This window comes from Propioniciclava soli (assembly GCF_038502305.1).
Classification (GTDB): Bacteria; Actinomycetota; Actinomycetes; order Propionibacteriales; family Propionibacteriaceae; genus Propioniciclava; species Propioniciclava soli.
The window spans coordinates 789,105-811,872 of the sequence record NZ_CP115965.1; the positions used below are offsets into that span (position 1 = coordinate 789,105).

23 protein-coding genes and 1 pseudogene are annotated in these 22,768 nt (G+C 68.3%); 3 read left to right on the top strand and 21 right to left on the bottom strand.

All coding sequences use genetic code 11. The features are described 5' to 3' along the window. Nucleotides 1-158: 158 nt before the first annotated feature. From PCC79_RS03545 to PCC79_RS03640, 20 genes and pseudogenes are all read right to left on the bottom strand, one after another. Nucleotides 159-1,202, bottom strand: a pseudogene (locus PCC79_RS03545) (recombinase family protein); the annotation flags it as partial. A gap of 380 nt (nucleotides 1,203-1,582) precedes the next feature. Further along, a complete protein-coding gene (locus tag PCC79_RS03550; RefSeq protein WP_425325651.1) occupies nucleotides 1,583-2,161 on the bottom strand; it encodes a hypothetical protein in 579 nt (192 codons plus the stop codon). 8 nt (nucleotides 2,162-2,169) lie between these two features. Next, nucleotides 2,170-2,628, bottom strand: coding sequence for a single-stranded DNA-binding protein (locus PCC79_RS03555; RefSeq protein WP_342373020.1), 459 nt, complete (start codon nucleotides 2,626-2,628; stop codon nucleotides 2,170-2,172). Nucleotides 2,629-2,704: 76 nt separating this feature from the next. Beyond that, complete coding sequence (locus tag PCC79_RS03560; RefSeq protein WP_342373021.1) at nucleotides 2,705-4,480, bottom strand: TraM recognition domain-containing protein; 1,776 nt, start codon at nucleotides 4,478-4,480, stop codon at nucleotides 2,705-2,707. Beyond that, nucleotides 4,477-5,010 carry a hypothetical protein gene (locus PCC79_RS03565; RefSeq protein WP_342373022.1) on the bottom strand — a complete coding sequence of 178 codons (534 nt, stop codon included), beginning with the start codon at nucleotides 5,008-5,010 and terminating at the stop codon, nucleotides 4,477-4,479. Before PCC79_RS03565 ends, PCC79_RS03560 begins: the two co-directional genes overlap by 4 nt. 11 nt (nucleotides 5,011-5,021) lie before the next feature. Further along, nucleotides 5,022-6,224, bottom strand: coding sequence for an ATP-binding protein (locus PCC79_RS03570; protein WP_342373023.1), 1,203 nt, complete (start codon nucleotides 6,222-6,224; stop codon nucleotides 5,022-5,024). Beyond that, nucleotides 6,124-6,975 carry an SCO6880 family protein gene (locus PCC79_RS03575; RefSeq protein ID WP_425325652.1) on the bottom strand — a complete coding sequence of 284 codons (852 nt, stop codon included), beginning with the start codon at nucleotides 6,973-6,975 and terminating at the stop codon, nucleotides 6,124-6,126. Before PCC79_RS03575 ends, PCC79_RS03570 begins: the two co-directional genes overlap by 101 nt. Nucleotides 6,976-6,978: 3 nt before the next feature. Beyond that, nucleotides 6,979-8,328, bottom strand: a complete 1,350-nt coding sequence (locus PCC79_RS03580) for a conjugal transfer protein TrbL (RefSeq protein ID WP_342373024.1) — start codon at nucleotides 8,326-8,328, stop codon at nucleotides 6,979-6,981. A gap of 51 nt (nucleotides 8,329-8,379) precedes the next feature. Further along, complete coding sequence (locus tag PCC79_RS03585; RefSeq protein WP_342373025.1) at nucleotides 8,380-8,649, bottom strand: DUF6112 family protein; 270 nt, start codon at nucleotides 8,647-8,649, stop codon at nucleotides 8,380-8,382. A 125-nt stretch (nucleotides 8,650-8,774) separates the two neighbouring features. Next, nucleotides 8,775-9,041 carry a DUF6112 family protein gene (locus tag PCC79_RS03590; protein ID WP_342373026.1) on the bottom strand — a complete coding sequence of 89 codons (267 nt, stop codon included), beginning with the start codon at nucleotides 9,039-9,041 and terminating at the stop codon, nucleotides 8,775-8,777. Next, a complete protein-coding gene (locus PCC79_RS03595) occupies nucleotides 9,041-10,651 on the bottom strand; it encodes a M23 family metallopeptidase (protein WP_342373027.1) in 1,611 nt (536 codons plus the stop codon). The genes PCC79_RS03590 and PCC79_RS03595 overlap by 1 nt, the downstream gene beginning before the upstream one ends. Nucleotides 10,652-10,664: 13 nt before the next feature. Then, on the bottom strand, nucleotides 10,665-11,345 hold the full coding sequence (locus PCC79_RS03600; protein ID WP_342373028.1) for a hypothetical protein: 681 nt from the start codon (nucleotides 11,343-11,345) through the stop codon (nucleotides 10,665-10,667). Nucleotides 11,346-11,396: 51 nt separating this feature from the next. Next, nucleotides 11,397-12,392 carry a ParB N-terminal domain-containing protein gene (locus PCC79_RS03605; RefSeq protein WP_342373029.1) on the bottom strand — a complete coding sequence of 332 codons (996 nt, stop codon included), beginning with the start codon at nucleotides 12,390-12,392 and terminating at the stop codon, nucleotides 11,397-11,399. Further along, the gene (locus PCC79_RS03610) at nucleotides 12,392-13,252 is read right to left on the bottom strand and encodes a hypothetical protein (RefSeq protein WP_342373030.1); all 861 of its coding nucleotides are present in this window, start codon (nucleotides 13,250-13,252) and stop codon (nucleotides 12,392-12,394) included. The genes PCC79_RS03605 and PCC79_RS03610 overlap by 1 nt, the downstream gene beginning before the upstream one ends. Nucleotides 13,253-13,344: 92 nt before the next feature. Continuing rightward, nucleotides 13,345-13,743, bottom strand: coding sequence for a hypothetical protein (locus PCC79_RS03615; protein WP_342373031.1), 399 nt, complete (start codon nucleotides 13,741-13,743; stop codon nucleotides 13,345-13,347). Continuing rightward, a complete protein-coding gene (locus PCC79_RS03620) occupies nucleotides 13,740-14,420 on the bottom strand; it encodes a DUF2637 domain-containing protein (RefSeq protein WP_342373032.1) in 681 nt (226 codons plus the stop codon). Before PCC79_RS03620 ends, PCC79_RS03615 begins: the two co-directional genes overlap by 4 nt. Continuing rightward, entirely contained in the window at nucleotides 14,417-15,349 is a 933-nt protein-coding gene (locus tag PCC79_RS03625) for a bifunctional DNA primase/polymerase (RefSeq protein WP_342373033.1), read from the bottom strand. The genes PCC79_RS03620 and PCC79_RS03625 overlap by 4 nt, the downstream gene beginning before the upstream one ends. Before the next feature lie 128 nt (nucleotides 15,350-15,477). Next, nucleotides 15,478-16,422, bottom strand: coding sequence for an ArdC-like ssDNA-binding domain-containing protein (locus PCC79_RS03630; RefSeq protein ID WP_342373035.1), 945 nt, complete (start codon nucleotides 16,420-16,422; stop codon nucleotides 15,478-15,480). A 212-nt stretch (nucleotides 16,423-16,634) separates the two neighbouring features. Beyond that, nucleotides 16,635-17,435 carry an AraC family transcriptional regulator gene (locus PCC79_RS03635; RefSeq protein ID WP_342373036.1) on the bottom strand — a complete coding sequence of 267 codons (801 nt, stop codon included), beginning with the start codon at nucleotides 17,433-17,435 and terminating at the stop codon, nucleotides 16,635-16,637. Between the two features lie 169 nt (nucleotides 17,436-17,604). Next, nucleotides 17,605-18,366, bottom strand: a complete 762-nt coding sequence (locus tag PCC79_RS03640; protein WP_342373037.1) for a TetR/AcrR family transcriptional regulator — start codon at nucleotides 18,364-18,366, stop codon at nucleotides 17,605-17,607. Nucleotides 18,367-18,426: 60 nt separating this feature from the next. Here PCC79_RS03640 and PCC79_RS03645 point away from each other — a divergent pair, with 60 nt between their 5' ends. From PCC79_RS03645 to PCC79_RS03655, 3 genes are read left to right on the top strand one after another with little or no spacing between them, the layout of a single operon-like run. Continuing rightward, nucleotides 18,427-19,209, top strand: a complete 783-nt coding sequence (locus PCC79_RS03645) for an ABC transporter ATP-binding protein (protein ID WP_342373038.1) — start codon at nucleotides 18,427-18,429, stop codon at nucleotides 19,207-19,209. Further along, complete coding sequence (locus tag PCC79_RS03650) at nucleotides 19,206-20,018, top strand: ABC transporter permease (RefSeq protein ID WP_342373039.1); 813 nt, start codon at nucleotides 19,206-19,208, stop codon at nucleotides 20,016-20,018. The genes PCC79_RS03645 and PCC79_RS03650 overlap by 4 nt, the downstream gene beginning before the upstream one ends. Next, nucleotides 19,952-22,300: an excinuclease ABC subunit UvrA gene (locus tag PCC79_RS03655; RefSeq protein ID WP_342373040.1), complete on the top strand. Its 2,349-nt coding sequence runs from the start codon at nucleotides 19,952-19,954 to the stop codon at nucleotides 22,298-22,300. The genes PCC79_RS03650 and PCC79_RS03655 overlap by 67 nt, the downstream gene beginning before the upstream one ends. Before the next feature lie 223 nt (nucleotides 22,301-22,523). Here the strand turns inward: PCC79_RS03655 and PCC79_RS03660 are convergent, their stop codons facing one another. Further along, nucleotides 22,524-22,706 carry a hypothetical protein gene (locus tag PCC79_RS03660; RefSeq protein WP_342373041.1) on the bottom strand — a complete coding sequence of 61 codons (183 nt, stop codon included), beginning with the start codon at nucleotides 22,704-22,706 and terminating at the stop codon, nucleotides 22,524-22,526. Between the last annotated feature and the right edge of the window lie 62 nt (nucleotides 22,707-22,768).

Consider the following 22,768-nt stretch of genomic DNA (forward strand, 5'->3'; position numbering starts at 1 on the left):
TGGCGCTCGTGGCGGGCGGTGGCGTGGAGTCGGTCGAACTCTCCGGTGACCAGCTCGCGGAGCGCGGTGATGATGTGGCTGGGTATCTGCACGCGAAGGTAGTAGTCCTCGACGGCGGCTTCGATGTCGGGCACGAACATGGACTTGCGTTCGCAGGTGGTGCGCTTGGAGTGCCGGCCTGCGCACAGGAAGTAGGGGTAGATCACTCCTTGGCTGCTGCGGGCGTTGGACAGGATCAGCCGGGAGCCGCACTCTCCGCAGAAGATGCTGCCTTTGAGGTAGTGGTCGTGGGCTTGGGTCTTCTCCCCGGAGGTCTGGTGCGCGGTGAGGACGGCCTGCACCCGGTACCAGACTTCGGTGGCGACCAGCGGTTCGTGCAGCCCGTCGTAGGTGGCGCCCCGGAAGCTGACCTGTCCCTTGTAGTAGGGGTTGGTGAGCATTTTCTGGATCGTGGACAGCGCCGGGGCCTTCGATGGCCGTTTCGGTGTGGGTACGCTCGTCAGGCCGCGGTCGATCAGTTCTTCGTGCAGGGTGATGGTCGAGTAGTTCCCGGTGGCGTAGGCCTCGAACGCCCACTTGACCAGCGCGGCACGGTCGGGGTCGGGCTCGACCACCCGCATTTCGCGGCCCAGCTCGTCGCGCTTGCGGACGTTGAGGTAGCCGATGGGTGCCTTGCCGTTGGTGCCGCCGGTGAGTGCCTTCTGGTTCATGCCCTTGGCGACCTCGTTGGCGAGGTTGCGGGAGTAGAACTCCGCGATGGTGGACATGATGCCGTGCAGCAGCATCCCGCTTGGCGTCTCGTCAATGTTCTCCGTGGCCGAGACGAGCATGACCCCGGCCTCTTTCAAGGCCAGGTGAATCGCCACGTCGTCGGCGCGGTTGCGGGCGAGTCGGTCGACCTTGTGGACGATGCAGTAGGCGACCTGGTGGGTCTTGACGTACTCGATCATCCGCATCAGCTCGGGTCGGTCGGCCTTGCGGGCGGACTCTCCGGCATCGACGAACTCTTCAGTGATGATCGCGTCGAGTTCCCGTGCTTTGCGGAGGTTCGCTTCACGTTGGGCGGGGATCGAGAAGCCTTCGTCTCGGCCGCCGCGTTCGGCTTGTTCCTTGGTGGAGACGCGCAGGTAGGACACCGCCAGGCAGGTTGTCTCGCCGACATAGGCGAGTACGGCCGGCGGTGCGACTTGGGTGATGGTCATGGGTCGTGTTTCCTTCCCCAACAGGTGGGGCCAACACGAGCGGCGGCGACCGCTCGCGCGGTGCGACTCGTTGGAAAACACGACCCGGAACGCTCCGTGCGGAGCGTCCTGGGTAAGCCTCGAAGGCTGAACAGGACTTGCGCACCACGGCCACACCGGAGTGTGACCGCTGGCTTGGTACGTCTACGACTCTACCTCGTCGGCGGCCTTGTGCCGAGGGTTCGGCGGTGGTGTCTGCTGGTTGGCGCGCTCGGCGTCGGCGCGGGCGAAGGCCATGCCGATGAACAGTTGCGCGAGCTTGTGCAGATCGGGCGTCGCGCGCGGTTCAGCCTCGACACGGTACGTGCGCATCCGCGCCGGCGGGGACTTGCGGGGCTTGCTCACTGAACTTCCCCTGTCATCGGATCGACACCGGCGAAGAAGGCGTCTTCGGCGGCCTGTCGGGTGGCGACTTCATCGAGGACGTAGCGCACGAAGTCTTCGTCGCGGTCGGTGATCGGCACCTCTTCGACCGGCTCGGCCGGTGCCTCGCCGGGCCAGGTGGTCTGCCGTGTGGGTCGGTCGCGGTCCAGGCGGGTGCCGCTGGTGGCTACCCAGTCGCGGAGGCGCTGGCGGGCGTCGGCGAAGTCGCGGTGCCAGCCCAGCGGCGCGGAGCCGTTCTGCTCGGGGTCGTAGGCGCATAGCCAGTGCAGGTGCAGCGCGGACAGTTCCCAGAGCAGTTCGGGGTGGCGGTGCCACATCGGCGGGATCACGCTGGCCGGAAGGCCGTAGGCGTGGCGCAGCCAATCGACCCAGCGGTTCAGTTCCAGCAGCTCGGCTTCCAGGTCGCCGGCCAACAGTAGGTTCCAGTTGATCGGCTTCGGCGGTCCCGGCAGGTCGTTGCCCGGATCGAACGCCGGACGGTCATCGAAGTCGTCCGGCATCTCCGGTCCCGGCGTGGGGGTGTCGATGGGGCTCATCTCGACCCTCATATTCCGATCGCCGGCGCGGCGGCCGGTCGGCTCGGTTCCGGGCTGGTGAACGCCGAGACTTCCCGCGCGGGCGCCGCCTGCTCGGTGGCGTTGCGTCGGGGCGTGCGGTCGACCTCGTAGCGGGTGCGGGCCAGGTCGTGACCCAGGCGGGTCGCGATGAACTCTTCGCCTTCGTGCCGCTGGCCGTCGCGTTCGTAGGAGTATTCGCGCACGCGCCCGTCGGCGATGAAGTTGTCGCCCTTGGCGAGCTTCTGGTGCCCGAACTCGGCGGCGGCCTTGAACGCGATCAGGTCGTGGAAGGTGGTCTCCAGCTTGGTGAACGAGTTGTCGGCCTCGCGCCGGTAGTGCTCCAGCCCGAACTTCATGTAGAGCCGTGCGTCACCCTTCTCGGTGAAGCTCAACTGCGGCTCGGAGGCGACGAACCCGGACACGGCCTGCTGAGTCTGGATCGACATCGGAGTGCTCCTATCTGCTCACGCGGCCCGTCTTGCTAGGGCCGCTGTGGCGGGAAGGTGCGCGACCGTCTCCGAGTCAGGAGTCGGTGCGGCGCAGGAGTGCTTCGATCTCCTTGCGGTCGCTGGCGAGTTGCCCTGCGTCTGAGCGGCTGGGCCACGGGTGCAGGTCGGTGACGATGGGTGGCGCGGAGCGCAGCAGCACGACTCCGGTGCCGAAGGGCAGTCGGCGGATGCGGTCGGGTGGGAAGATCGGGACACGGCGCACGGACCTTTGGTTGGAGCGGGTGCCGTGATCGCCCAGCGTCACGGAGTCGGTGTATTCGTCGCGTTCCCCGACCAGGGCGGAGAGGTCTTGCAGATCGCGGGAGTTCGACGCGCCACCGAGGATGACTTTCACGATGCTGGCGTCCCAGATCGCGTTGGCTTGGTGCTCGTTCCACTTGTCCCGCGCCTGCGCGAGCGACTGCAACACCGGCATGGTCGTGATGCCCGACCCGCCGCCTTCGGCCATCAGCGTAGGCAACGACGGGAGGGGTAAGAGGTTGGCTATCTCGTCCAGCGCCAGCAGCATCGGCGGATCGAGACGCGCACCGGGCGAGCGTGCGGCGAGACGGCGGGCAGTCTCGATCAGGTCTTCCGCCAACGCCGCCACCAGAGCAGCGGACGCTCCGGCACCCGATCCGGTAGCCAGCAAGAACAGCGTGCCCTTGTCCCGGATGAACGCCTCGGGGTCGAAGCCCTCGCCCTCGGCTGGCGACACGGCATCGAGCACGCGCGGGTCGGCCAGTGAGCCGAGGGCGAGGGAGACGCCTTGCCAGATCGAGTCGCGGGTGCGGGGGTCGGAGTCGATCATCGCCTCCAACGACTCAGCCCACCCGGTCGCGGCACGGGTGGAGCCAGTCAGGATCGCCACCGCATCCGCGGCGGCGGTCGGGTCGAGGGTCCAGCGGAACAGCTCGGCGGGTGGCCGGTTGTCGATCGCAGCCGCGTGCAACAGCGCCTGCAAGGCGGCGCGGGTCTTGCCTTCCCAGAACCCGCCGGAATCGACCCCGCCCGCAGAGAGGCCGGTGCCGGCGGCGAGGCCGGTGGCGCGGATCATCGCGGTCTGCGGCGACTCGCACCCCCGGATCGGTGACCACCGCAGCCCGGCGGGCAGTCCCTCGGCCAAGTGCTGGGGGTCGAAGATCGCAACCGGTCCGATGCGGCGTCGGGCGCGCATGGTCGCGGTCAGGTTGTCGGGCCGGGTGCTCGTGACGACGACGGCGCCGGGTGCATCGAGGATCGCCGGGATCACCAGGTGCAGACCCTTGCCGGAGCGGGGCGGGCCGATGACCATGATCGAGTCCTCCACCGACGCCCACACCCCCACCCCTCTCGACGCGCCGAGCCGGTAGCCGACATCGTGCGGCTTCGGGTCGGTCAGGCCGGGGCGCAGGTTCCCGGCCCGGCGCAGCAGCGCCTTCTCCGACGCCGCGGCGGAGACTTCGTAGCGGGTCGCGATCCCGGCCATCCGCCGCGGGTCTTGCTCGGCCCGATGCGTGAAGCGCCGCACCCGTACCCACACGAACACCACCAGCGCGACAAGGAGCGCGAGCATGGCGCCGGTGACGACCCAGTAGACGACCGGGTTCAGGCCGTCCGCATCGAGCGCGGCGCCGGGGTCGCCGGGATGGAACAGCACCCCGACCCCTGCCGCGAGCCCGCCTTCGGGCTGAGTGGTGCCGGTGAGCCAGGCGGTGATGGTGCCGGCGGCGCGGAGGACGAGCGCGACCCCGAAGAGGGCGACCAGGCCGATCATGGCGGCGTTGGTCAGCTCGTCCCCGAACGATCCGGTCTGCCGTCCCTCGGTCATGGCAGCCGCCGGATCACCGCCGCGCCCGAGATGCGCCCGAGCAGCAGCACCTCGACCCGCCCCGCCGCCTGATCTGGGATCGGGTTGGCGGGGTCGATGAGGGCTCGGGCGGTGCCGGTGTGCGCGGCGTCGGTGTGGCCGGTGATGACCGCGACCGCGACATCCTCACCGGGCACGAACCCGTCGCCCTCAACCTGATGGAACACCGGCAGGCCCGGCGTGGGCTTCGCCTCGACGGCCAGCTCGGGTTCGGGGGGGGCACGGCGGGGTCGTGCGGTGATGAGGTCGGTGAATACCGAGCCGTCTGCTTCGCGGACCTCGACGCGGATGGGTCGGGTGCGGTCGTTGCTGGCCTGGTCGATGATCTGCGGGAACGACTCGCGCCGCCACGGCGGCGCCCACTGAGGCGGCGTCAAGGGTGCGCCGTCGAGGGTGGCAGTCAGAATGCCGTCCTCATGCACAGTGAGAACGACGGTCGGAATGCTGACAGGCTGGTCGGGTTCGCTTCGCTTCATGCCCGGCAGGTGCACCCGCCGAATCGCTAGATCATCCGGGTCGTGGTGTCGAACAAGGCCAACTCGTCAGGATGCATCTGATGCTGCACGACAAAGGAACGCTCTTTGATCCTCCACAGCCCTTGACCGGTACCTAGGCCAGGCAAGAGGTGCTGTTCGGTGCCGGTCAGGCCGAGGGTCTTGGCGGTCAGGGAGAGCTGGTCAGACTCCTGCCGGTAGATCACCCTGGTCTCGGCGTTGGCGAGCAGGCTGTTCGCCAATGAGCGCATGGCCGAGCCTTGATCGCCCACGTTGTCGAGGTCGCTCAACTTGTGGAAGACGAGCATGTTCGCCAGCCCGTAGTGGCGGGCGAGCCGCCATTGCGCGTCCATGCGGCGCAGCAGGGCGGGGTGGGCCATGAGCCTCCAGGCTTCGTCGTAGATCATCCAGCGTTTCCCGCCATCGGGGTCCATCAGCGCCGCTTCCATCCACGCCGACGCGCAGGTCATCAACACCGACAACAACGCGGCGTTCTCCGCCACCCGGCTGAGGTCGAGACTCACCATCGGCAACGACGGATCAAACTTCACCGTCGAGGGGCCATCGAACAAACCAGCGAGGTCGCCACCGACGAGCCGACGAAGCGCGTGCGCGACCAGCCGCCCGTCTTCGGCCAACCGCCGATCCTCGTCGGCAGATGGGGTGAGGAGGCGATCCACGACCATCGGCAGGATCGGCACCTCAGCGTCCCGCACCGCCGCGGTGAGAGCGGTGTCGATGGCGGTGTGCTCCAACGGCGACAGGTCCCTGCCGAGCACGGTCTCCGCGAGCGCGCCCAGCAACTCACGACGCCGCGACGCCAACGTGGGGGCCAACTCCCGATCCGACAAGCCAGACGGCCGGTGGCCTTCATCGAGCGGGTTCAGCCGGGTGCGGAGCCCGTGGCCGAGAACGATGGCCTTACCGCCGACTGCCTCGGCGACGGCGGTGTGCTCGCCCTTGGGGTCGCACGCGATGTAGACCCTGCGACCGAACGGCAACGACCGCGTGTAGAGCGACTTCGCCAGCGATGATTTCCCCGAACCCACAATGCCGGCGAGGATCATGTTCGGCGCGGTGATGATGCCCCGCCGGTACAACTCCCACGGGTCATAGACGAACGATCCGCCGGAATACATGTCCTGCCCGACGAATACCCCTTGGCTGCCGAGGCCGCCTTCGGCGAGGAACGGATACTGGGCCGACAACACGGCGCTGGTGTCTTGATGGCGTGGGAGCCGGAACCGGCCCGGCGTTCGCAGCATCGCGGCTCCGGGTTCGCCGGCCTTCGGCAGATACGTCGTGGCCCGCCGCTCCGCCCGCTCTGCCTCCACCTTGGTGTGTGGTCCACCACTCCGCCAACCCCGTGCCCGAGTCGGGCAGGGTGCGTTCGAGGACTTGCAGGGTTGCGATCCGGCCCGAGCGGCACACCGTCGCCAACGCCCGGCCCCAGGTCGTGACGCGGCGTTCCTGCTCGCCCGGGTCCAACAAGACGAACGCCGGGTGGGCCACTTCGCACACGACCGTGAGGGTGGCGGCGTGGGGGTCGTGGATCATGCACGCCCCGGTCTCCGGGTCGATGAACTCTCGCAGCCGCGCCGCGTCGCCGGGCAGGGCGAGGGTGCCGGCGGGCCGGGGCCGGACGATGCGGCGGCGGTAGAGCAGTTGTCCGCCCGTGACGCGCCACAGCCACCAGAAGGTGACCGGCAGCCACTCCACGACCGGGCGCCCGCCGACAGGTATCCAGGTCAGCGCGGCGCAGAGCACCCAGATCGGGGCGGTGTAGGCGAGCAGCATCCCGCCGCCGGCGTAGAACGCACCGATCAGGGTGAGGCCACCGATACCGAGGGTGACGAGCTGAGCGACCGACAACCCCAACAGGACGCCCCGACGGGTGAGGCGGCTGAACTTCACCGGCACCAGCTCGCCCGGCGCAGCGGTCTCTTTCGCGTGACTGGCCATCGGTCACTCCTTCGTCGGCTTGGGCGCGGGCGGGGTCGAACTGGCCGGGCGCGGGCTCGGTGGAGCGGTCGGCGCCGGCGTCGAAGGCGGCGGTGGGGCGCTGGCCTGTCCGGCGCCGGCGGCGGCCGTCTCGGCCTCACCCGCCAACGCCGTCCCTGCCTTCGGCCCCGCGGTCGCGGCACCCTTCACGACCTGCGCACCGACCACGACCGCAGCAGCCGGACCCGCCGCCGCAGCACCCGCCCCCGCCCCTGCTCCGGCGCTGGCCCCGGCACCGGCACTCCCACCCGCGCCAGCTCCCGCGCCGGCAGCACTTGCACCGCCGCCGCTTCCAGCGGTCGGGGTGGGCTTCGGCGGCGCACCGGCACCGCCTCCCGAACCGCCGCCGCCGCTGCCGCTGGTTTGGCCGTCGAGTACCTTCTTCGGCCCGTCACCGGACGGCTTCGAGGGAACGGGAATGGGCCGGTTCAGAGCGCGCTTGGCGTCGTCCTCGGCGTCGGCCTGCCCGTAGTAGTCGGTGCCGACGAACGCGAGGAACCGATACGTCAGATACGGGGCGAACCCCGCCAAGGCCATGAGCACGATCCCGGACAACGGATCGGACACCGAGGCCAGGTCGACGTCGATGGGTGCGGCGACCTGGGTGATCGCCACGAGGAAGATCACGACCAGCACGAGCTTCGACAAGATCAGCGCGATGACGAACATGGCCCACTTGCCGACCCAGCCGCGTGCCGCATCCCACGACGACCCGGAGAACGCCAACGGAGCCAGGGCGACTGCCACGAGCAGCAGCGACTTGCGGATCAGCAGCGACAGCCACACGATCGCCGCCGATGCGATCGCCAGGCCGGCGAGGAAGATCATGATGATCGCCCCGACACCGGGTGCGGCGATGGACAGCCCGGACAGGGCCAGGACGAGGGCGGCGATCTTGTCGCCCATCGTCTCCGTGGTTTCGCCGGCGGCTTGGATGATGCCGACGCAGAGCTGGTCGGTGATTTCCAGCAGCAGCGCGGTCAGGGTGATGACCACGAAGGAACCGAGCACGGATTTCCCGAGGCCGAGCGCGGCGCGGGTGAGGGCGGTGGGGTCGCGGCGGATCATGCCGGTGATGAGCTGAAGTGCGAAGAACAGCAGCATCACGAACACGGCGATGCCGAACACGAGGTTGAACACCGACACGAAACCGGGCCGCTGCACGTCCACGAGCGTGGTGGTGTCGAAGACCGTCCAGACGGCCTCGAACAGCCACCCGGCCGCACCGCCCATCGCGCTGGCCAACCAGTCGAACGGGGCTGACACCAGCGTGGCGGCGGCTTCGCCGGCCACGTCGCAGACGGTGGAAATCACCGGGACATCGCAAATGCCCATGACAAGACCTGCCTTCCTCGCGGACTGCGCTCAGACGGCTTGACCGACGCCCCAGAAGAAGTTCACGAGCGCGACGCTCGCGCCGCAGATGATCGCCGCGCCGCAAGAAACGAGGACGCCGATCTTTCCCCGCCCCGCGAGATGCGGGTTGCTGGAGTTGGCGCCGTAAGCCCACACGACCGCCGAGACGATCAAGGCCAGGACGGCCAGGATCAGGCCCACCGTCATCACGGCACCGACGATGGTGCGGAGCTGTTCGATACCGGGAAGGCCGGTGCCATTGGGGTCGATGTCGATCACGACGGTTCTCCATTCACGTTGAGGGTTGCTTCTGCCCACAGGTGCACCCCGCCCACCAGCACCCGGCCCCGCCCAGACATGGCGAAGGCCCGCCCCCGGAAGGGGCGGGCCAGGCGGTGAAGGGGTCAGAGTCGTTGGCCGAGTGCGATGAGCCAGTTCATCCACGCCACCCCGCCACCGGCTAACACGGCGGCGCCGAGGGCGACGAGCACCCCGACTCTTCCCTTGGCGGCGGCGGAGTAGTTGCCGTGTGCGGCGGCGATCGCCCAGCAGATCGCGGACACGATGAGCATGAGCACGGCGATGATGAGCACGAACATGAACAGCGCACCGACGACCTGTTTCAGATCACCGATCCCCGCCAAGCCGTCGAAGTCCGGGAACACGTCCATCACGCACCTGCTTTCACGGTGACGTGCAGGTGGTCGTAGTGGCCGCCGGTGACGTTGCCGGGGTCGTGCATTCCGCCGCCGTTGTAGGGCCGCCACCCCTGATCGTCGCGGGCGAGAGACCAGATTTTGCCTTGCCAGATCAGGTACTCGACGCCGAGCACTTCGGCGTTGTCTTTCATCCAGTTGGTGACCTTCCATCCGGCTTCCAACTGGCCCGGTGTCGGGTAGTGGCCGATGGCGTTGCCGAAGGTGATGTCGCACGCCCGCCCGAGCGGGTGCTCCGACTTGGTGCCGGGGCGCGGTGAGTAGCAGCCCCAGCCGGTGTCGGGGAACGCGGCTTTGGTCTGGGCCATGAGGTGCGCGAGCCGCGCGGTGATTTTCCCGTTGCTGGTGGGGTCGTCCACCATCTGATCCGGGTCACCCGTCAACGGTGTGGGCGCGCCGGCCGTACCGGTCTGGCAGCCCGCGGCCGGGCCGGTCGCTGCTTCGGGGAGGTTTGCCGCGCCGTGGTCGTTGAGCCACTTGGCCGGGTCGATGGCTTCGGCGTTGGTGCCGCCGGGGCGGACCTCGAAGTGCAGATGCGCGCCCGTGCTCATGCCCGAGGAGCCGACATCGCCGATATGTTGCCCGGCGCTCACGCGGTCGCCGGCGTGGACGAGGATGCCGGCCTGCCACATGTGCGCGTAGGCGGTCGCGACGGTCTGGCCGTCGATGGTGTGCTCGATGACGATGAGGCCGCCGTAGCCGCCGCTGTATTCGGCGACGGTCACCGTGCCGTCTGCGGCGGCGAGGATCGCGGTGCCGTCCGCGGCTCCGAGGTCGAGGCCGGTGTGGAACGACTCTTGTCCGGTGATCGGGTGGATGCGCGGGCCGAAGTCGTCGGTCTTGACCCAGGTTCCTTCCGGTAGCGGGAACACCACCCGGGATGACTCGGCCACGCCGACGACGGGGCCGCCGCGCCCGCCGGTGCGGGTGAGGGCGTCGAGGATTGCATCAGCCACGGGTGCGTAGTTGCGGTACCTATCGGGGAAGGCGCTGACCTCGACCGACTGGGCGGCCTCCCCGGGGTCCATCTGTTCCCAGCCGGGGATGTCGAGCAGGCCGCGCGGGCTCGGGTAGTTCGGGCCGGCCGGGCCGCCGAAGAACGTGGCGGCTTGGTAGTTCGGGTCCATGAGGTCGGCGACGGTGCCCCACCCCGATTGCGGGCGCATCTGGAACAATCCAAGAGAGTCGTGGTCGCCGCCGTTGCCGTCGTTGGGGTAGTTCGCGGACTCGGGGTAGGCGCTGGTGTTGCTGAGCATCCGCAGCGTGGACTCAGTGAGCGCCGCCATCAGCGCGACCTTCACGCCAGGCCGGCCTACCCCGTCGATCCGGCCGCCGACCGTGATGATCGTCGCGGCGTGGGTGAGCTGTCGCTTGTTGAGGGTGAAGGTGTAGCCGTCCGCGGTCGTCACGGTGAGGCTGTCGGGGACGTTGCCGACCGAGAGCGATCCGGCGGTGGTGCAGGCGGCGATGGCGGCGGGGTTCATCAGCATCCCGATCGTCAGCAGCAGCATCGCCGGGCCGAAGAACAGCGCGGCAAGCGCGAGAACAGCGAACTTCTTGAACACGAGACGCCCGTCCTCATCGCAGCGGGTTGTCGAGCTGGGACAGCCGCAACAGGTGACAGGTCGGATAGGCCGGGGCGCAGACGATGAACACGGTGAACGACACCGGATGCTCGCTGGACACGGCCTCGCCGTTCCACAGGCCGTCGCGGTGCCGGGTGCCCTCGATCGTGAACGCCGTCGTGCCGGGCGCGATCTGCCCGGGTTGCGCCTGCGCCACGGCATCCGCCCACGCCACGGGCACGACCGCCTGGTCGATGGTGAGGTGTTGGCGGGTCTCGTGCTTGCGCAGCTCGATCCACGCCTCCCGTGTCGGCAGGTACGTCGCGAGGTCGGAGGCGAGGCCGGCTTGTTCGGTGCCGGACGGGTCGCCGACATCGAGGATCGCGGCGGTGTAGTCCAGGGGCATGAGGCCGCTGGTGGTGTCCCAGGCGAAGATCGCCTCCGCGACGTTGCGGGCGAAGGTCTCTGGGTCCGGGGATTGCGGGACGGACGGAAGCCGGGGGGACGACGGCCCCGGCGTCGCCGGCGCGTGTGTCGGAGACGGCAGGGGTTTCTGGGTCGGAGTGGTGGTGGTGCGGGGGCCGAGGATGAGGCCGTAGATGCCGACGCCGGCGAGGATCAGCAGCACGAGGCCGGCGGCGATGAGCGCAATCAGGCGACCGCGCGGAAACGACGAAGTGGAGAAGGTCTTCATGCCCGTCAGGTGCACCCCGACCGCCAGCCGGGAACAGCCGAGGATCGTGAATCAGAGTGCGCGCAGGTGCGGAGTTGCGGTTTCTTGTTGCCGTGCGGCGTGGAGGTCGGTGGCGAACTGGCGGGTGCCTTCGGCGGTTGCGTAGAACGCTTCGGCCTGCTCGTCGGTGAGCTGGGCGGCGAGCTCGTCCAGGTCGTAGTGCAGCCACCACGAGTCGAGTTCGGTCCAGGTCAGCACGAACGCCCGCACCGCATACCGGGCATCCGGCACCACCGGTGCGGCCGGCTGAGGCTTCTTCGCCCTCTTCTTCTTGCCCTTCTGCTCCTTCGTCTGGGCGTCCACACGGGCGAGGGCTTGTTCGGCCAGGTCGTGCAGATGAGCGTCGTCGGCTGCTTGGTGGATGTCGCGGATGCGCTGATACACCGGATCGACCGGCCCGCCGGCCTCGATCTTCACCAACCCGGCCTGCGCTTCGGTCTGTAGCGGTTCGGGGGTGGCGGGGTCGGTGGCGAGGTTTTGCAGGTAGCCGATCCTGTCCATCGTCTTGTAGGAGGGGGCGCCGGGGATCATCGCGGCGGCCTGCTCGCGGACCTTGCCCTGCGGGGTCAACGGGGGTGGAAAGTTTCCACCCCCGTTCCACCGGGGCTGATTCTCCGTCGAGAACTGCGTCGCCTGGTCGCGGCGGGCGGCGTCCTCGGCCATGAGTTCCTTGATTTCGCGGTAGAGGCCGGCGGCTTCCAGTGGGGAGAGGGTCTTGTGGAGCTGGTTGTCGTCCTGCTCGGCCAGCAGGTGCCCCAACCTGTCCGAGATGGATGAGCGCACCCAGACGTTGACGGTGCGCCAGCCGAGCTGGCGGATCGCCGCGAGCCGCCGCACCCCGCACACCAGCAGCCCGTCCGGGGTGATGGTGATGGGTTGCAGCAGACCGTCCCGCTCGATCGACGCCGCGAGCGCGTCGAGGTCACCGAGGTCTCGGCGGTGGCGGCGGCCGACCTGGATTGACTCGACGGTGCGGTCGAGTTCGATGTGCCCTGTCGCGGCGGTCATCACGCCCCCCTGCGTCGGGTGTGGGGTGCGGTGTGGCTGATGGTCGCCACGAGGCCGTCATCGCCGAGCAGTACGGGCAGGCCCTCGCCGATCAGCAGCCGCAGCAGGATGCCGCGTCCTTCGCCGGTCGCCCCGTAGCCGGGAGTGGCGCGGCCCAGCAGCACCCGCAGCAGCACCGTCCACGAGGCGGCGGGGACATCGAGCAGGGCGCGGGCGTGCCGGTCGCGGCGCAGCGCCTCATAGGTGCCGGTGCGTGACCCGATCCGGGCGAGGGCTTCGCAGACGTGCTCGATCGCCGGGCGGGCGGTGCCCTCGGGCCAGCCCAGCAGCATGAACAACAAGATCGCGTCTTCCACCGCGCCGGTCACCGACGCCGACTCACCCACATCCGCGTCCGGCTCATTGTCGTGGTGGTGGGGGTCGGTGACGTGGAACGCCGGGTGATAATCCGACAGGGTGTTCTCGCGTTCGGAGAGGCGTTCGGGGTCGTGGAAGCAGGAGACGTGCGGACGCCGCGCTTGATGCACCGAGCACAGCAGCCCTTGGCCGCGCTCTTCGGCGATGCAGGTGATCCTTACCGCGTGCGTGACGACACCCCAGGGGTCGTCGGCCTCGCGGGCGGCGCGGGTGCGCATCACGTCGAACGCCGCCGACACAGCCTCCCACGGGTCCAGGCCGTGCTTGCGCGCCAGCGGCGCGTACTTCTCCGCCGCATAGCTCATCAGTTCGGCGGCTACCGGGTCGTGCTCCCACGCTCCGGAGCCGGCGTCGTGGAGCCGGTTCAGTAGGGCGCGCAGGCCCTCACCGCTGGTGTAGTCCTCACCCGCAGGATCGGTCGCCGTCGTTGTGGTCGTGGTCATGATCGGGGCACCTCCTGGCAGGCAGGTGCGCCGGTCGCTCCTGGCGACCGTCACCCCGCCGTGCTGGGTGTCCATGACTCATCACCACCCCGTTACCTCATCCCGACCCCGGACCGTGCCGGACCCTCGACGTGCTGGCCGCGACGACCGAACGCCGACAACGGCGGCAACCGCTTCGCCCGCTCCGACACCGACCGCACCCCCGCCACCAGGGACGAGCGGAACCGGCGGCCCTGTTCGCTGTTGAACTCGATCCCACGCCCCGCCAGCGTTCCGCTGGAACGCACGAGCAGATCGGTCGGGCGCACCCACTCCACGCCCCGGCCGCGCACCCGATCCATGCGCTCCCGCACCGCGTCGCGGCGAGACGTCTGCTGCTTGACCGCATCCGGCGTCGCCCCCAGCTCGACTGCCTCGTTGTCGGGCTTCGGCGTCTGTTCGGGTTCGATGCGGCGGGGTGGTTGCTCGCGCATCAGGTCATCGGTGCTCATGGTGTCGCTCCCTCCAAGACGGCCCGTGGTTGCTCGGGTTCATCAACGTGGTGCGCGCCGGCGAACCAGCGACCCACCGTCGAGGGATGCACATCAAGCGACCGGGCGATCTTCTTGTTCGACCACCCCGACTCCCGCAACTCAACCGCCCGCACCCGACGATCCGGCACCTCGGCAGGAACGAGACGCGCCAGCTCCGGTGTCGGTGACTCTGTGGGCATGACTTCGAGCGCGACCGGCTCGCGCGATTCGGCGGCATCGGTCGCGGGTTGGGTGGTGGTGCGGATGAGGACGACGGTCAGATGGGTCGAGGCGAGCAGCACCACGGGCGGGACGGCCGCGACCGCCGCCGCCAGCCCAGCGGGTACGTCGGCGTCCGCAGCGACGATCGCGTGCAGCGCGTTCGCGGTCACCGACACCGCGGCACCGCCGATCAGCAGCGTCCACGGATACCAGGCCGCCCGCTCACCCGCGAGCGCGACCACAGCGACCGTCGAGACGACGATCACTCCATCGACGATCAACGGCCAGGCCCACGCCTGCCCGTCCCCGATGCCGGCCCGGCGGGCCAGATCAGCCAAGGCGGTGAAGGACAGCCAGAACGCGCCGGCCGCGATGAACACGGTCCCGACGACCGAGGTGATGACCGCCCACTTCCGGCCCCGCCACCCGGTCACGACAACCCCCGCGACGCTGACACCCGCGGTCCGCGATCACAGCGAGCGAACCCATCGCCAGATGAGCCAAGCGCGGCGGCGGGTTCGCGCTGGCGGGCTCCCGCGCCGACGCTTCGGTAGGCGCTATGGACGGTGCGGGTGATTTCCCGCTCGCCGAAGTCCGACTGCGCCGTGCTCACCATCGCATCCACCGCATCAGAGACGGGCACGCCACCTTCGGCAAGACGGCACGAGGCCCAGAACAGTTTCAGGTTCCGGTCGGTCGCCTGCCGGCCCAGCCACGAGGCAAGCCGCTCCGCATCCGCGCCGTCACGATCCCGAGCGGGCTTGGCGTGATGGGTCGGGGTTGGGCGCGGGTCGAGGAAATCCCGCAGGCGTGCAGAGTCCACCGGCGATGCCGGGCCGAGGCGTTCGACCACGATCCTGTAGCGGGTCGGGATGCCGTCGATCATCCGCACCGAGGGCGGCGCCACGATGTAGCCGCCATCGCCACGGAAGTCGATACCCGCGCTGCCGGCCTGCCAGGATCGTTGCTCTATATCGGGGATGGCCGGGAAGTAGGCGTGCTGCCCGCCGGTCGGGGTGTCCACCAGCAGACCCCAGCCCTTGACCAGCCCAGCGTTGCCGGCGCGGACGAACGCTTCCATGCCGTTGGCTGGGCCGTGCATATCGACATCGACCACGACCAGGCCCGACGCGGCACCGGTCGGGATACCGATATTCGCCCACGGACTCCGCCGCCACCACTCCCGCACCTGCCTCCGGTCGGTCGTGGCATCCAAGTGACCGTGGCGAGTTGTCGGTGTCTTGCCACCCGGCGCGCACGGGAACACCGGCACACCGCCCTCAGCAAGCAGTATCGCCGCATGAGGCAGCCGCCAGCCACGGCCCGCCTTGGCGAGCACGTCCAGCGCATCCGGGCCAGCCATCACAGCCCCCGTCCCGCCAATGCCAACGCACCCGCTGGCTGGCGCTCGGGCAATGGTGCCGCCGACCGAGACGACGCCTCCGAAACGGGGGCGTCGCGGGTGAGGCCGGGCGGGGTGCCGTTGGAGACTTAGAAGGTGTCGAGCTGGTCGAGGATGCCCAGCGCCGTCTTGCGGACCCGCTCGCCGGTGGCCTTGATGACCTCCGCTGGCTCGGTGTCCTTGACCGAGGACGCCCACCCCGCGACATACGGGATCGTGTATCGGCTGGTGTCCAGCCCGTGCGCGGCACCGATCATCAACGCCACGGACTCGGCTTCCACCTCGGAGATGCCACGGTGCTGGCGGGCGTCCTCGTCCTTGGGGTCGTGCATCAGCGCATGGGCCAGCTCGTGTACCAGCGAGGCCACCTGGTTCACCTCGGTCACATCGGTACGCACCGACACCTGCCGCGTCCTGAAATCGGTCAGGCCGTCCGCGCCGCCGATCTGCCCGGCATCCGACACCCGCAGCACCTCGAACCCCAGCGCCTCGACCTGCGCCGTCAAGCCGTCCCACAACCCCGCCGGTGCCTCGCCGTCCAGCAGCTTCGGCGCGGGCGTCTCCGGGATCGGATCGCCCTCGGTCTGCGTCACATCCCACACGTACGCGGGCCGTGCACCCACCATCCGGGTGCGCACGACCTCATTGACCTTGTGCTTCTCCCGCGGCCCCAACCTGCGCCACGACGACGGATCAGCCGGGTTCGATGAGGCAAACCGGCCGGTAACCGGGGCGAAGATCATGTAGCCCTGCTGGCCCTTCTGCACCTGCCGGCCGAGCTGCTGCCACTGGCGATACCCGGCCACATGCGACGGCATCGGAGTCGGCACCTTACCGGCCTCGAACGCGGCCTCGTGCTGGACCCAGATCAGCAGCGTGTTGTTGAACGAGCGCGACCGGAACCGCGCCGCGAACTCCAACGCCCGCACCCAGTCCTCACCGGACACCAGCGTCTCGACCGCGCCAGTCAGCCGCTCATGCAGCTCATCGAGCTTCGCGTCCCGCGCAGCTCGCGCTTCCTCCGTCACAGCCATCGTCTGACCTCCCTTCGCGAAGACCGCCGAAGGGCGGCCGTGCGACTGTGAGGTACGCCGGGAAGATCAAGAGACGGCACGGATCAGGACCGAGACGGTGACCGACAGGCTCCGTGATGAACCCGGCGAGTCTCTACCGGACTACCTGACCAGAGCTGGCTTGGGGGCGGGTGGCGGTGATCCTGCGGTTATCACCGGGATCGCTGCGCGTTTCACCCGGTCGCCTGCGGAGCCGGTCTACGGCTCAACGCTCGATATCCACTGGGGGTAACCCCCACACTACGGCGAAACTGGTGTGCGGCGAAGTCAGGATCGCTCCACCCCACCTCCTCAGCGATCGTGGCGATCGACGCATCCGTGGTGCGCAGAAGCGCCGCCATCCGCTCCGTCCGCAACATCGTCAGATACGCGATCGGTGACTTCCCGAACGCCTCCACGAACACGCGACCAACCTGCGACTTCGACAGGTGCACCTCGCTTGCCAGCTCGGTCACCGACCACCGCCGCTCCGGCTCGGCTCGCAGCAACTCAGCGGCCCGGCGCGCCTCCGCCCGGAGCGGGCTGAACCGTCGAGTCCGTGGCAAGGTCGGGCACGCAGTGGCTCTCTGCGTAGGAGAGGTTCGGACCGGGGAGGTCTTGATAAACGGCGCGATCACATGCGCGATGCTGAACCAAAGGGCCTGCATCCGATAGAAGTTCGCCACCGGCTCCTGCTCGACACTCAACGCGACCAGCTCGTCCAACCACGGCATCAACATCCCTGCCCGGTCCTCACCGATCCGCAGAATCTGCGCCGGCTCGGTGTACACCATCTCCGCGAACTCCTGCGCGTCAAGCCGATCCTGCAGGAGGCTGGCGTGCTGCCAGAACACCTGGTCGAGCACATAGTCCGTGTCGGCGTAGATCGTGGTCACCGTGATGTGGCCTTCGGGCTCGCTTCCGCACAGTGTGTTCGCGCCGAGCAGCACCACGTCGCCGACATTCACCGGCTTCTGACCGAACTCACTGAACAAGACCGCACTCCCATCGCGGACGACGATGACCTTTACGCAGTCATAGGCGACCGGCCCGACCGGGCGATGGACTGTGCGAGTGCGAGCGAGCAGGGGATCGCAGGTGGGAAGGCTTAGCGCAGGACGCTCGATGGTCCTGCTCGGCGGCACATTCTGCGGATGGAGTCGATCAGCGGCAAGCGTCGGTATGGCGCTGTCGCGCGAGCCCTTCGAGAAACAACGTCACACCACGCCGGCAGGCACCCTCCGGATCGTTGGCCTTTCCGGTGGCCTCGCCAAGCGCTTGCGAGACTCGCGAAGCGGTGGGGAAGCGAGTCTGGTCGCCGATCACGGCGGTCAGCGCAGGTTCGATGTTTGCCCACCATCCGGCGTCATTCTGCTCATCAGGCTCGCGTGATCGCTGGGTCGCGATGGTGGCTCTGGCTGTGCCATGAACAAGTGAGACAAGCGCCGTCAGCGTGTGGTCCATCTCGATGTCGGTCAGGCCGATGCCGTCGAGTGCGCGCAGTTCGGCCTCGTACTTGGCCGACGCTCCGGGGCCTGGCACGGGTCGGCCCGGAGCGGCGTCGGTGATCCACGGGTGCTCTTGGCAGCTTGTCCAGTTGGCATCGGCGATCGCCGAGATCCGTGCGCGCCAGTCTGCGTCGTCCGGTACCCCGGTCTTGGCGTAGGTCGATCCCGCGACGTGATCGAGCATGAGCTCGATGAGTTCCGCGCGTCCGCCGATGTGCGGGTATAGCGCCATCGCGGTCACTCCTGCCTCCGCAGCGAGGCGACGGATGGTCACCGCGTCGAGGCCTTCCTTGTCGGCAAGGTCCACGGCGAGGGCGGTGATGCTCTGCTTGCTGATGCCGCTGCGCGTGCCAGCCGGCGACTCCTTCCACAGCAGGCCGAGGAGCTTCAGCTCATCGACTCCGGTTCGCTTCGCCATCGTCCGACTCCTAACTCTACGTTGTATAATACATTGTAGAGCATGACAGAGAGGATCGGCATGAGCAGCAACGAGAGCACGCGAGGCGCGATCATCGCGCAGGGCGTGCGGAAGTCGTTTCCGGGCGCGGACCGACCGGCGCTCGACGGCGTCGATCTGCGGGTGGATGCCGGCCGGGTCTGCGCCCTGCTGGGAGCGAACGGCGCCGGCAAGACGACCCTGGTACGGATTCTGACCACGTTGACCCGCAAGGATGCAGGCACGGTCACGATGGGCGGGGCCGACGTGGATGGCGACCCGGCACGAGTGCGGGCCGCGATCGGGGTGGTCGGCCAGTACGCGGCATTGGATGAGGTGCTGTCAGCTCGGGAGAACCTGGAACTGTTCGCCCGACTGATAGGGCTGACCCGTGCGAATGCTCGCAGGAGGACCGACGAGCTGCTGCACCAAGCAGGTCTCAGCGAACATGCTGACCGCCGAGTGTCCGGCGTCTCCGGGGGTATGCGCCGCCGCCTGGACCTCGTGACCTCGATTATTACCCGCCCGTCGATCCTGCTCATTGACGAGCCGACCACCGGGCTTGATCCGGTCGCACGTCGCACGATCTGGGATGCCGTGCGTGCTCTGGTGTCAGACGGAACCACCGTGCTTCTCACGACCCAGTACCTCGAAGAGGCCGACGAACTCGCCGACGACGTGGTGATCCTCCGTGAAGGCGCAGTGCTGGCGACCGGAACACCGAAGGACCTCAAAGCCCTCGTGGGTGAGCCTCGGATGGAGTTGCGCGAACCCACCCTCGAAGACGTGTATCTGCATCTGCACGAAAGGAACCGGGTGGCATGACCACGACAAGCATCGACATCGCCCCGCGCAACCGTGGGCGCCTGTTGCAGGAGTCGTTGATCCTGACCGGACGAGCCGTCAGGCATTGGCGTGCACGCCCCGTCACATTCAGTATCCAGCTGCTGTTTCCAGTCATGGTCATGCTGCTCATGGGCGGGCTACTCGGTGGCGCCATCGCTGGCACGACCGGCGACTACATCGTCTTCGTCGTGCCCGGCATCCTCGCCTTCACGGTGCTGTCCGGCATCGAGACAACCATAAGTGCAGTCACGAACGACGCGGCCAAGACGGTGACGGATCGGTTTCGGACGCTCCCCATTTCACGAGGCTCCGTACTGCTCGGGCGCGTGTTCGCTGACATGCTCACCGCCATCGTCGAACTCGCCGTCGTCACGGCGGTCGGGCTCGCACTGGGCTGGCGACCGGACAACGGGCTCGACTTGATCGTCCTCGCCTATCTTCTGCTGCTCTGGCTCCGATTCGGCCTGCTCTGGGCCGGGGTCTGGATCGGACTGAAAGCGGGCACCCCCGAAGCCGCAACGACGGCGCAGCTTGCGATCTGGCCGGTTGCGTTCCTCTCCACTGTGTTCGTAGACCCCCGCACGATGCCGTCTTGGTTGGGAGCGATCGCCGAATGGAATCCACTCTCGGCTACCGCCTCAGCCGCTCGCGAACTGTTCACCGGCGGGCAGACGCAAAGGCTCACGATCGCCGCCGACCACGCGGTCCTGTTCGCGTTCCTGTGGCCCCTGATCCTGGCAGCACTGTTCATCCCCTTGTCGATTCGCGCATACCGGAGGCTTTCATGATGACTGAAACCCATGACGTAATCCGAGTCCGGGGGGCACGGCAGAACTCCCTCAAAGACGTTGACCTCGACGTGCCGAAGCACCGCCTGGTCGTGGTGACCGGCGTCTCCGGGTCGGGGAAGTCGTCGCTGGTTTTCGACACGATCGCGGCGGAGTCGGCCAGGCAACTCAACGAGACGTTCTCCGCATTCGCGCAAGGTCGTCTCCCGAGCTACGCGCACCCAGACGTAGACGTGCTGGAGAACCTGTCCGCAGTGATCGTGGTCGATCAGCAGCGTCTCGGCGGTGGCCCTCGCTCGACGGTGGGCACGATCAGCGATATCGGCGCACGGCTGCGGCTCCTGTTCTCCCGCCTCGGCGAACCATCCGCGGGGTACTCCCACGCCTACAGCTTCAACGACCCGGCGGGAATGTGCCCGAACTGCCAGGGTCTCGGCGTCGCGGCCGCGGTGGTCGAGTCCGAACTAGTGGACGACGACCGCTCACTCAACGCCGGCGCGATCACCTTCCCGACCTTCAAGCCGGGAACGTGGCTGTGGAAGGCCTACGCCAAGTCGGGGTTCTTCGACCCGGACATGAAGGTTCGCGACTACACCCCGGAGCAGCGCGAGCTGTTCCTGCACGCACCGGCAGGCCAGCACACCCCGCCTGCGGGCATGGACGCGGTGGGCACCGCCTACGAGGGACTGGTCACGCGCTTCAACCGCATCTACCTACAGCGGGAACCCGAGTCGTTCAAGAGCGCCCAGCGCACCGCGTTCGAGCGGATCGTCGCACGGGCGGCGTGCCCGGAGTGCGGTGGCAGCCGATTGGCGGAGCCAGCACGGGCGAGCCTGATTCACGGCGTCTCGATCGCGGACTGCAATGCGATGCAGGTCAGCGATCTCGTGACCTGGGCAGACGGCATCGACGGCAAGGCGGTCGCCCCGCTCGTCGCGAGCCTGCGCGTCCATCTGGAACGCATGATGACCCTCGGGCTCGGCTATCTCAGCCTGGACCGCGCGACCTCGACCCTCTCCGGCGGCGAGGCGCAGCGGATCAAGATGGTCCGTCACCTCGGCAGCGCCCTCGCGGACATGCTCTATGTGTTCGATGAGCCCACGGTCGGCCTGCATCCGCGCGACGTGGCCTCACTCGGGCGGATGCTGCAAGCTCTCCGCGACCGAGGCAACACCGTGCTCGTGGTCGAGCACGACCCCGACATCATGGCCCTCGCCGATCACCTCATCGACCTCGGCCCCGGAGCCGGCACCGCCGGCGGACACATCATCTACCAGGGCGACTACGCCGGGCTCACCCGAGCCGACACCCCCACAGGGCGCGGGCTGAGGGAGCACCAGAAGGTCGAGCGGGTCCGACGCGAGCCGACGGGATGGATCGAGATTCGCGACGCCAACGCGAACAATCTCCACAACGTCAGCACGCGCATCCCGCGAGGGGTGATGACTGTGGTGACCGGCGTCGCGGGCTCAGGAAAGTCGAGCCTGATCCTCGGCAGCCTCCCTCCGGTCGAGCCGGAGACCGTGGTCATCGACCAGCGGGCGATCCGTGGTTCCCGGCGATCCAACCCGGCTACCTTCACCGGACTGCTGAATCTGATTCGCGACGCGTTCGCCAAGGCGACCCGGCAGCCGATCGGTCTGTTCACTCCGAACTCTACGGGCGGATGCCCGGAGTGCGAGGGCAACGGCGTCATCTACACCGACCTGGCTTTCATGGAAGGCGTGCTCACCCGCTGCGAGGTCTGCGACGGACGCCGCTTCACTCCCGAGGCCCAGGCTCATACGGTCGAGGGAAAGAGTATCGCCGACGTGTTCGAGATGAGCGTCGCCGAGGCCCTGGGCTACTTCGTCCAGCCGCCCATCCTGCGTATTCTCGAACGCCTCCGCGACGTGGGACTCGAATACCTCACGCTCGGCCAGATGCTCTCCACCCTCTCCGGCGGTGAACGTCAACGGTTGAAGCTCGCTGCGGAACTCGGCACGCCCGGCCGAACGATCATTCTCGATGAGCCGACCACCGGCCTGCACATAGCCGACATCGCGCGACTCATCACCCTGCTCGACCGTCTCGTGGCTACCGGCTCGACGCTCGTTGTCATCGAGCACAACCTCGATGTCATCGCCGCCGCCGACTGGATTATCGATCTCGGCCCCGAAGCCGGACACGATGGTGGCCGCATCGTCTACGAAGGCACCCCGGACGAGATGACCGCGACGGCAGATACCCACACGGCGACGCACCTGCGACGCCACGTCCGGTCGGCGGCACCCGAAGACTAAATAGACTGGCCGGCACTCCGTGGCAATCACTCGCGCTGCATCCTGAGAAGGGACTTAGCGCGGATGAGCGCAGTCAGGGCTTGAAGTGGCAGCACACCGTTGCCGAGGGCGGCAATCTGCTGGTTCTGCGTCAGCCCATAGTCGGGGTGGGCGACCCAGCCGGCCGGGAGTCCCATTAGCCATTCCACGAACTCGGGCGCCGGTCGCGGCCCCTCGCCCGTGTTCAGGAGTGCGGGGGCTGGTGCTTCTCGTCCGGTGATGTGTTCCCATCGGGCGATGGCTCGGGCGTATCGTCCCCAACGGTGAAGATGCCGTCGATCAGGCTCCACAGGGTCTCCGGTTCGGCTTGCTTGTTCGGCGAGCCATCCGGTCCGTGAAGCGCGAAGTCGATGAGCTGATGGCTCAACGTGATCGTGCCCCGCCGAGCCCGAACGTGATCGACGGTCTCCCCTCCGCGCTTGGCATCCG

What these genes read in the sequence shown, in the direction of transcription:
- PCC79_RS03590 (WP_342373026.1), bottom strand. Translation starts at nt 9,041, where the DNA reads ATGGACGTGTTCCCGGACTTCGACGGCTTGGCGGGGATCGGTGATCTG.
- PCC79_RS03550 (WP_425325651.1), bottom strand. Translation starts at nt 2,161, where the DNA reads ATGAGCCCCATCGACACCCCCACGCCGGGACCGGAGATGCCGGACGAC.
- PCC79_RS03615 (WP_342373031.1), bottom strand. Translation starts at nt 13,743, where the DNA reads ATGAGCACCGATGACCTGATGCGCGAGCAACCACCCCGCCGCATCGAA.
- PCC79_RS03645 (WP_342373038.1), top strand. Translation starts at nt 18,427, where the DNA reads ATGAGCAGCAACGAGAGCACGCGAGGCGCGATCATCGCGCAGGGCGTG.
- PCC79_RS03625 (WP_342373033.1), bottom strand. Translation starts at nt 15,349, where the DNA reads ATGGCTGGCCCGGATGCGCTGGACGTGCTCGCCAAGGCGGGCCGTGGC.
- PCC79_RS03560 (WP_342373021.1), bottom strand. Translation starts at nt 4,480, where the DNA reads ATGACCGAGGGACGGCAGACCGGATCGTTCGGGGACGAGCTGACCAAC.
- PCC79_RS03650 (WP_342373039.1), top strand. Translation starts at nt 19,206, where the DNA reads ATGACCACGACAAGCATCGACATCGCCCCGCGCAACCGTGGGCGCCTG.
- PCC79_RS03605 (WP_342373029.1), bottom strand. Translation starts at nt 12,392, where the DNA reads ATGACCGCCGCGACAGGGCACATCGAACTCGACCGCACCGTCGAGTCA.
- PCC79_RS03640 (WP_342373037.1), bottom strand. Translation starts at nt 18,366, where the DNA reads ATGGCGAAGCGAACCGGAGTCGATGAGCTGAAGCTCCTCGGCCTGCTG.
- PCC79_RS03555 (WP_342373020.1), bottom strand. Translation starts at nt 2,628, where the DNA reads ATGTCGATCCAGACTCAGCAGGCCGTGTCCGGGTTCGTCGCCTCCGAG.
- PCC79_RS03575 (WP_425325652.1), bottom strand. Translation starts at nt 6,975, where the DNA reads ATGGCCAGTCACGCGAAAGAGACCGCTGCGCCGGGCGAGCTGGTGCCG.
- PCC79_RS03600 (WP_342373028.1), bottom strand. Translation starts at nt 11,345, where the DNA reads ATGAAGACCTTCTCCACTTCGTCGTTTCCGCGCGGTCGCCTGATTGCG.
- PCC79_RS03630 (WP_342373035.1), bottom strand. Translation starts at nt 16,422, where the DNA reads ATGGCTGTGACGGAGGAAGCGCGAGCTGCGCGGGACGCGAAGCTCGAT.
- PCC79_RS03610 (WP_342373030.1), bottom strand. Translation starts at nt 13,252, where the DNA reads ATGACCACGACCACAACGACGGCGACCGATCCTGCGGGTGAGGACTAC.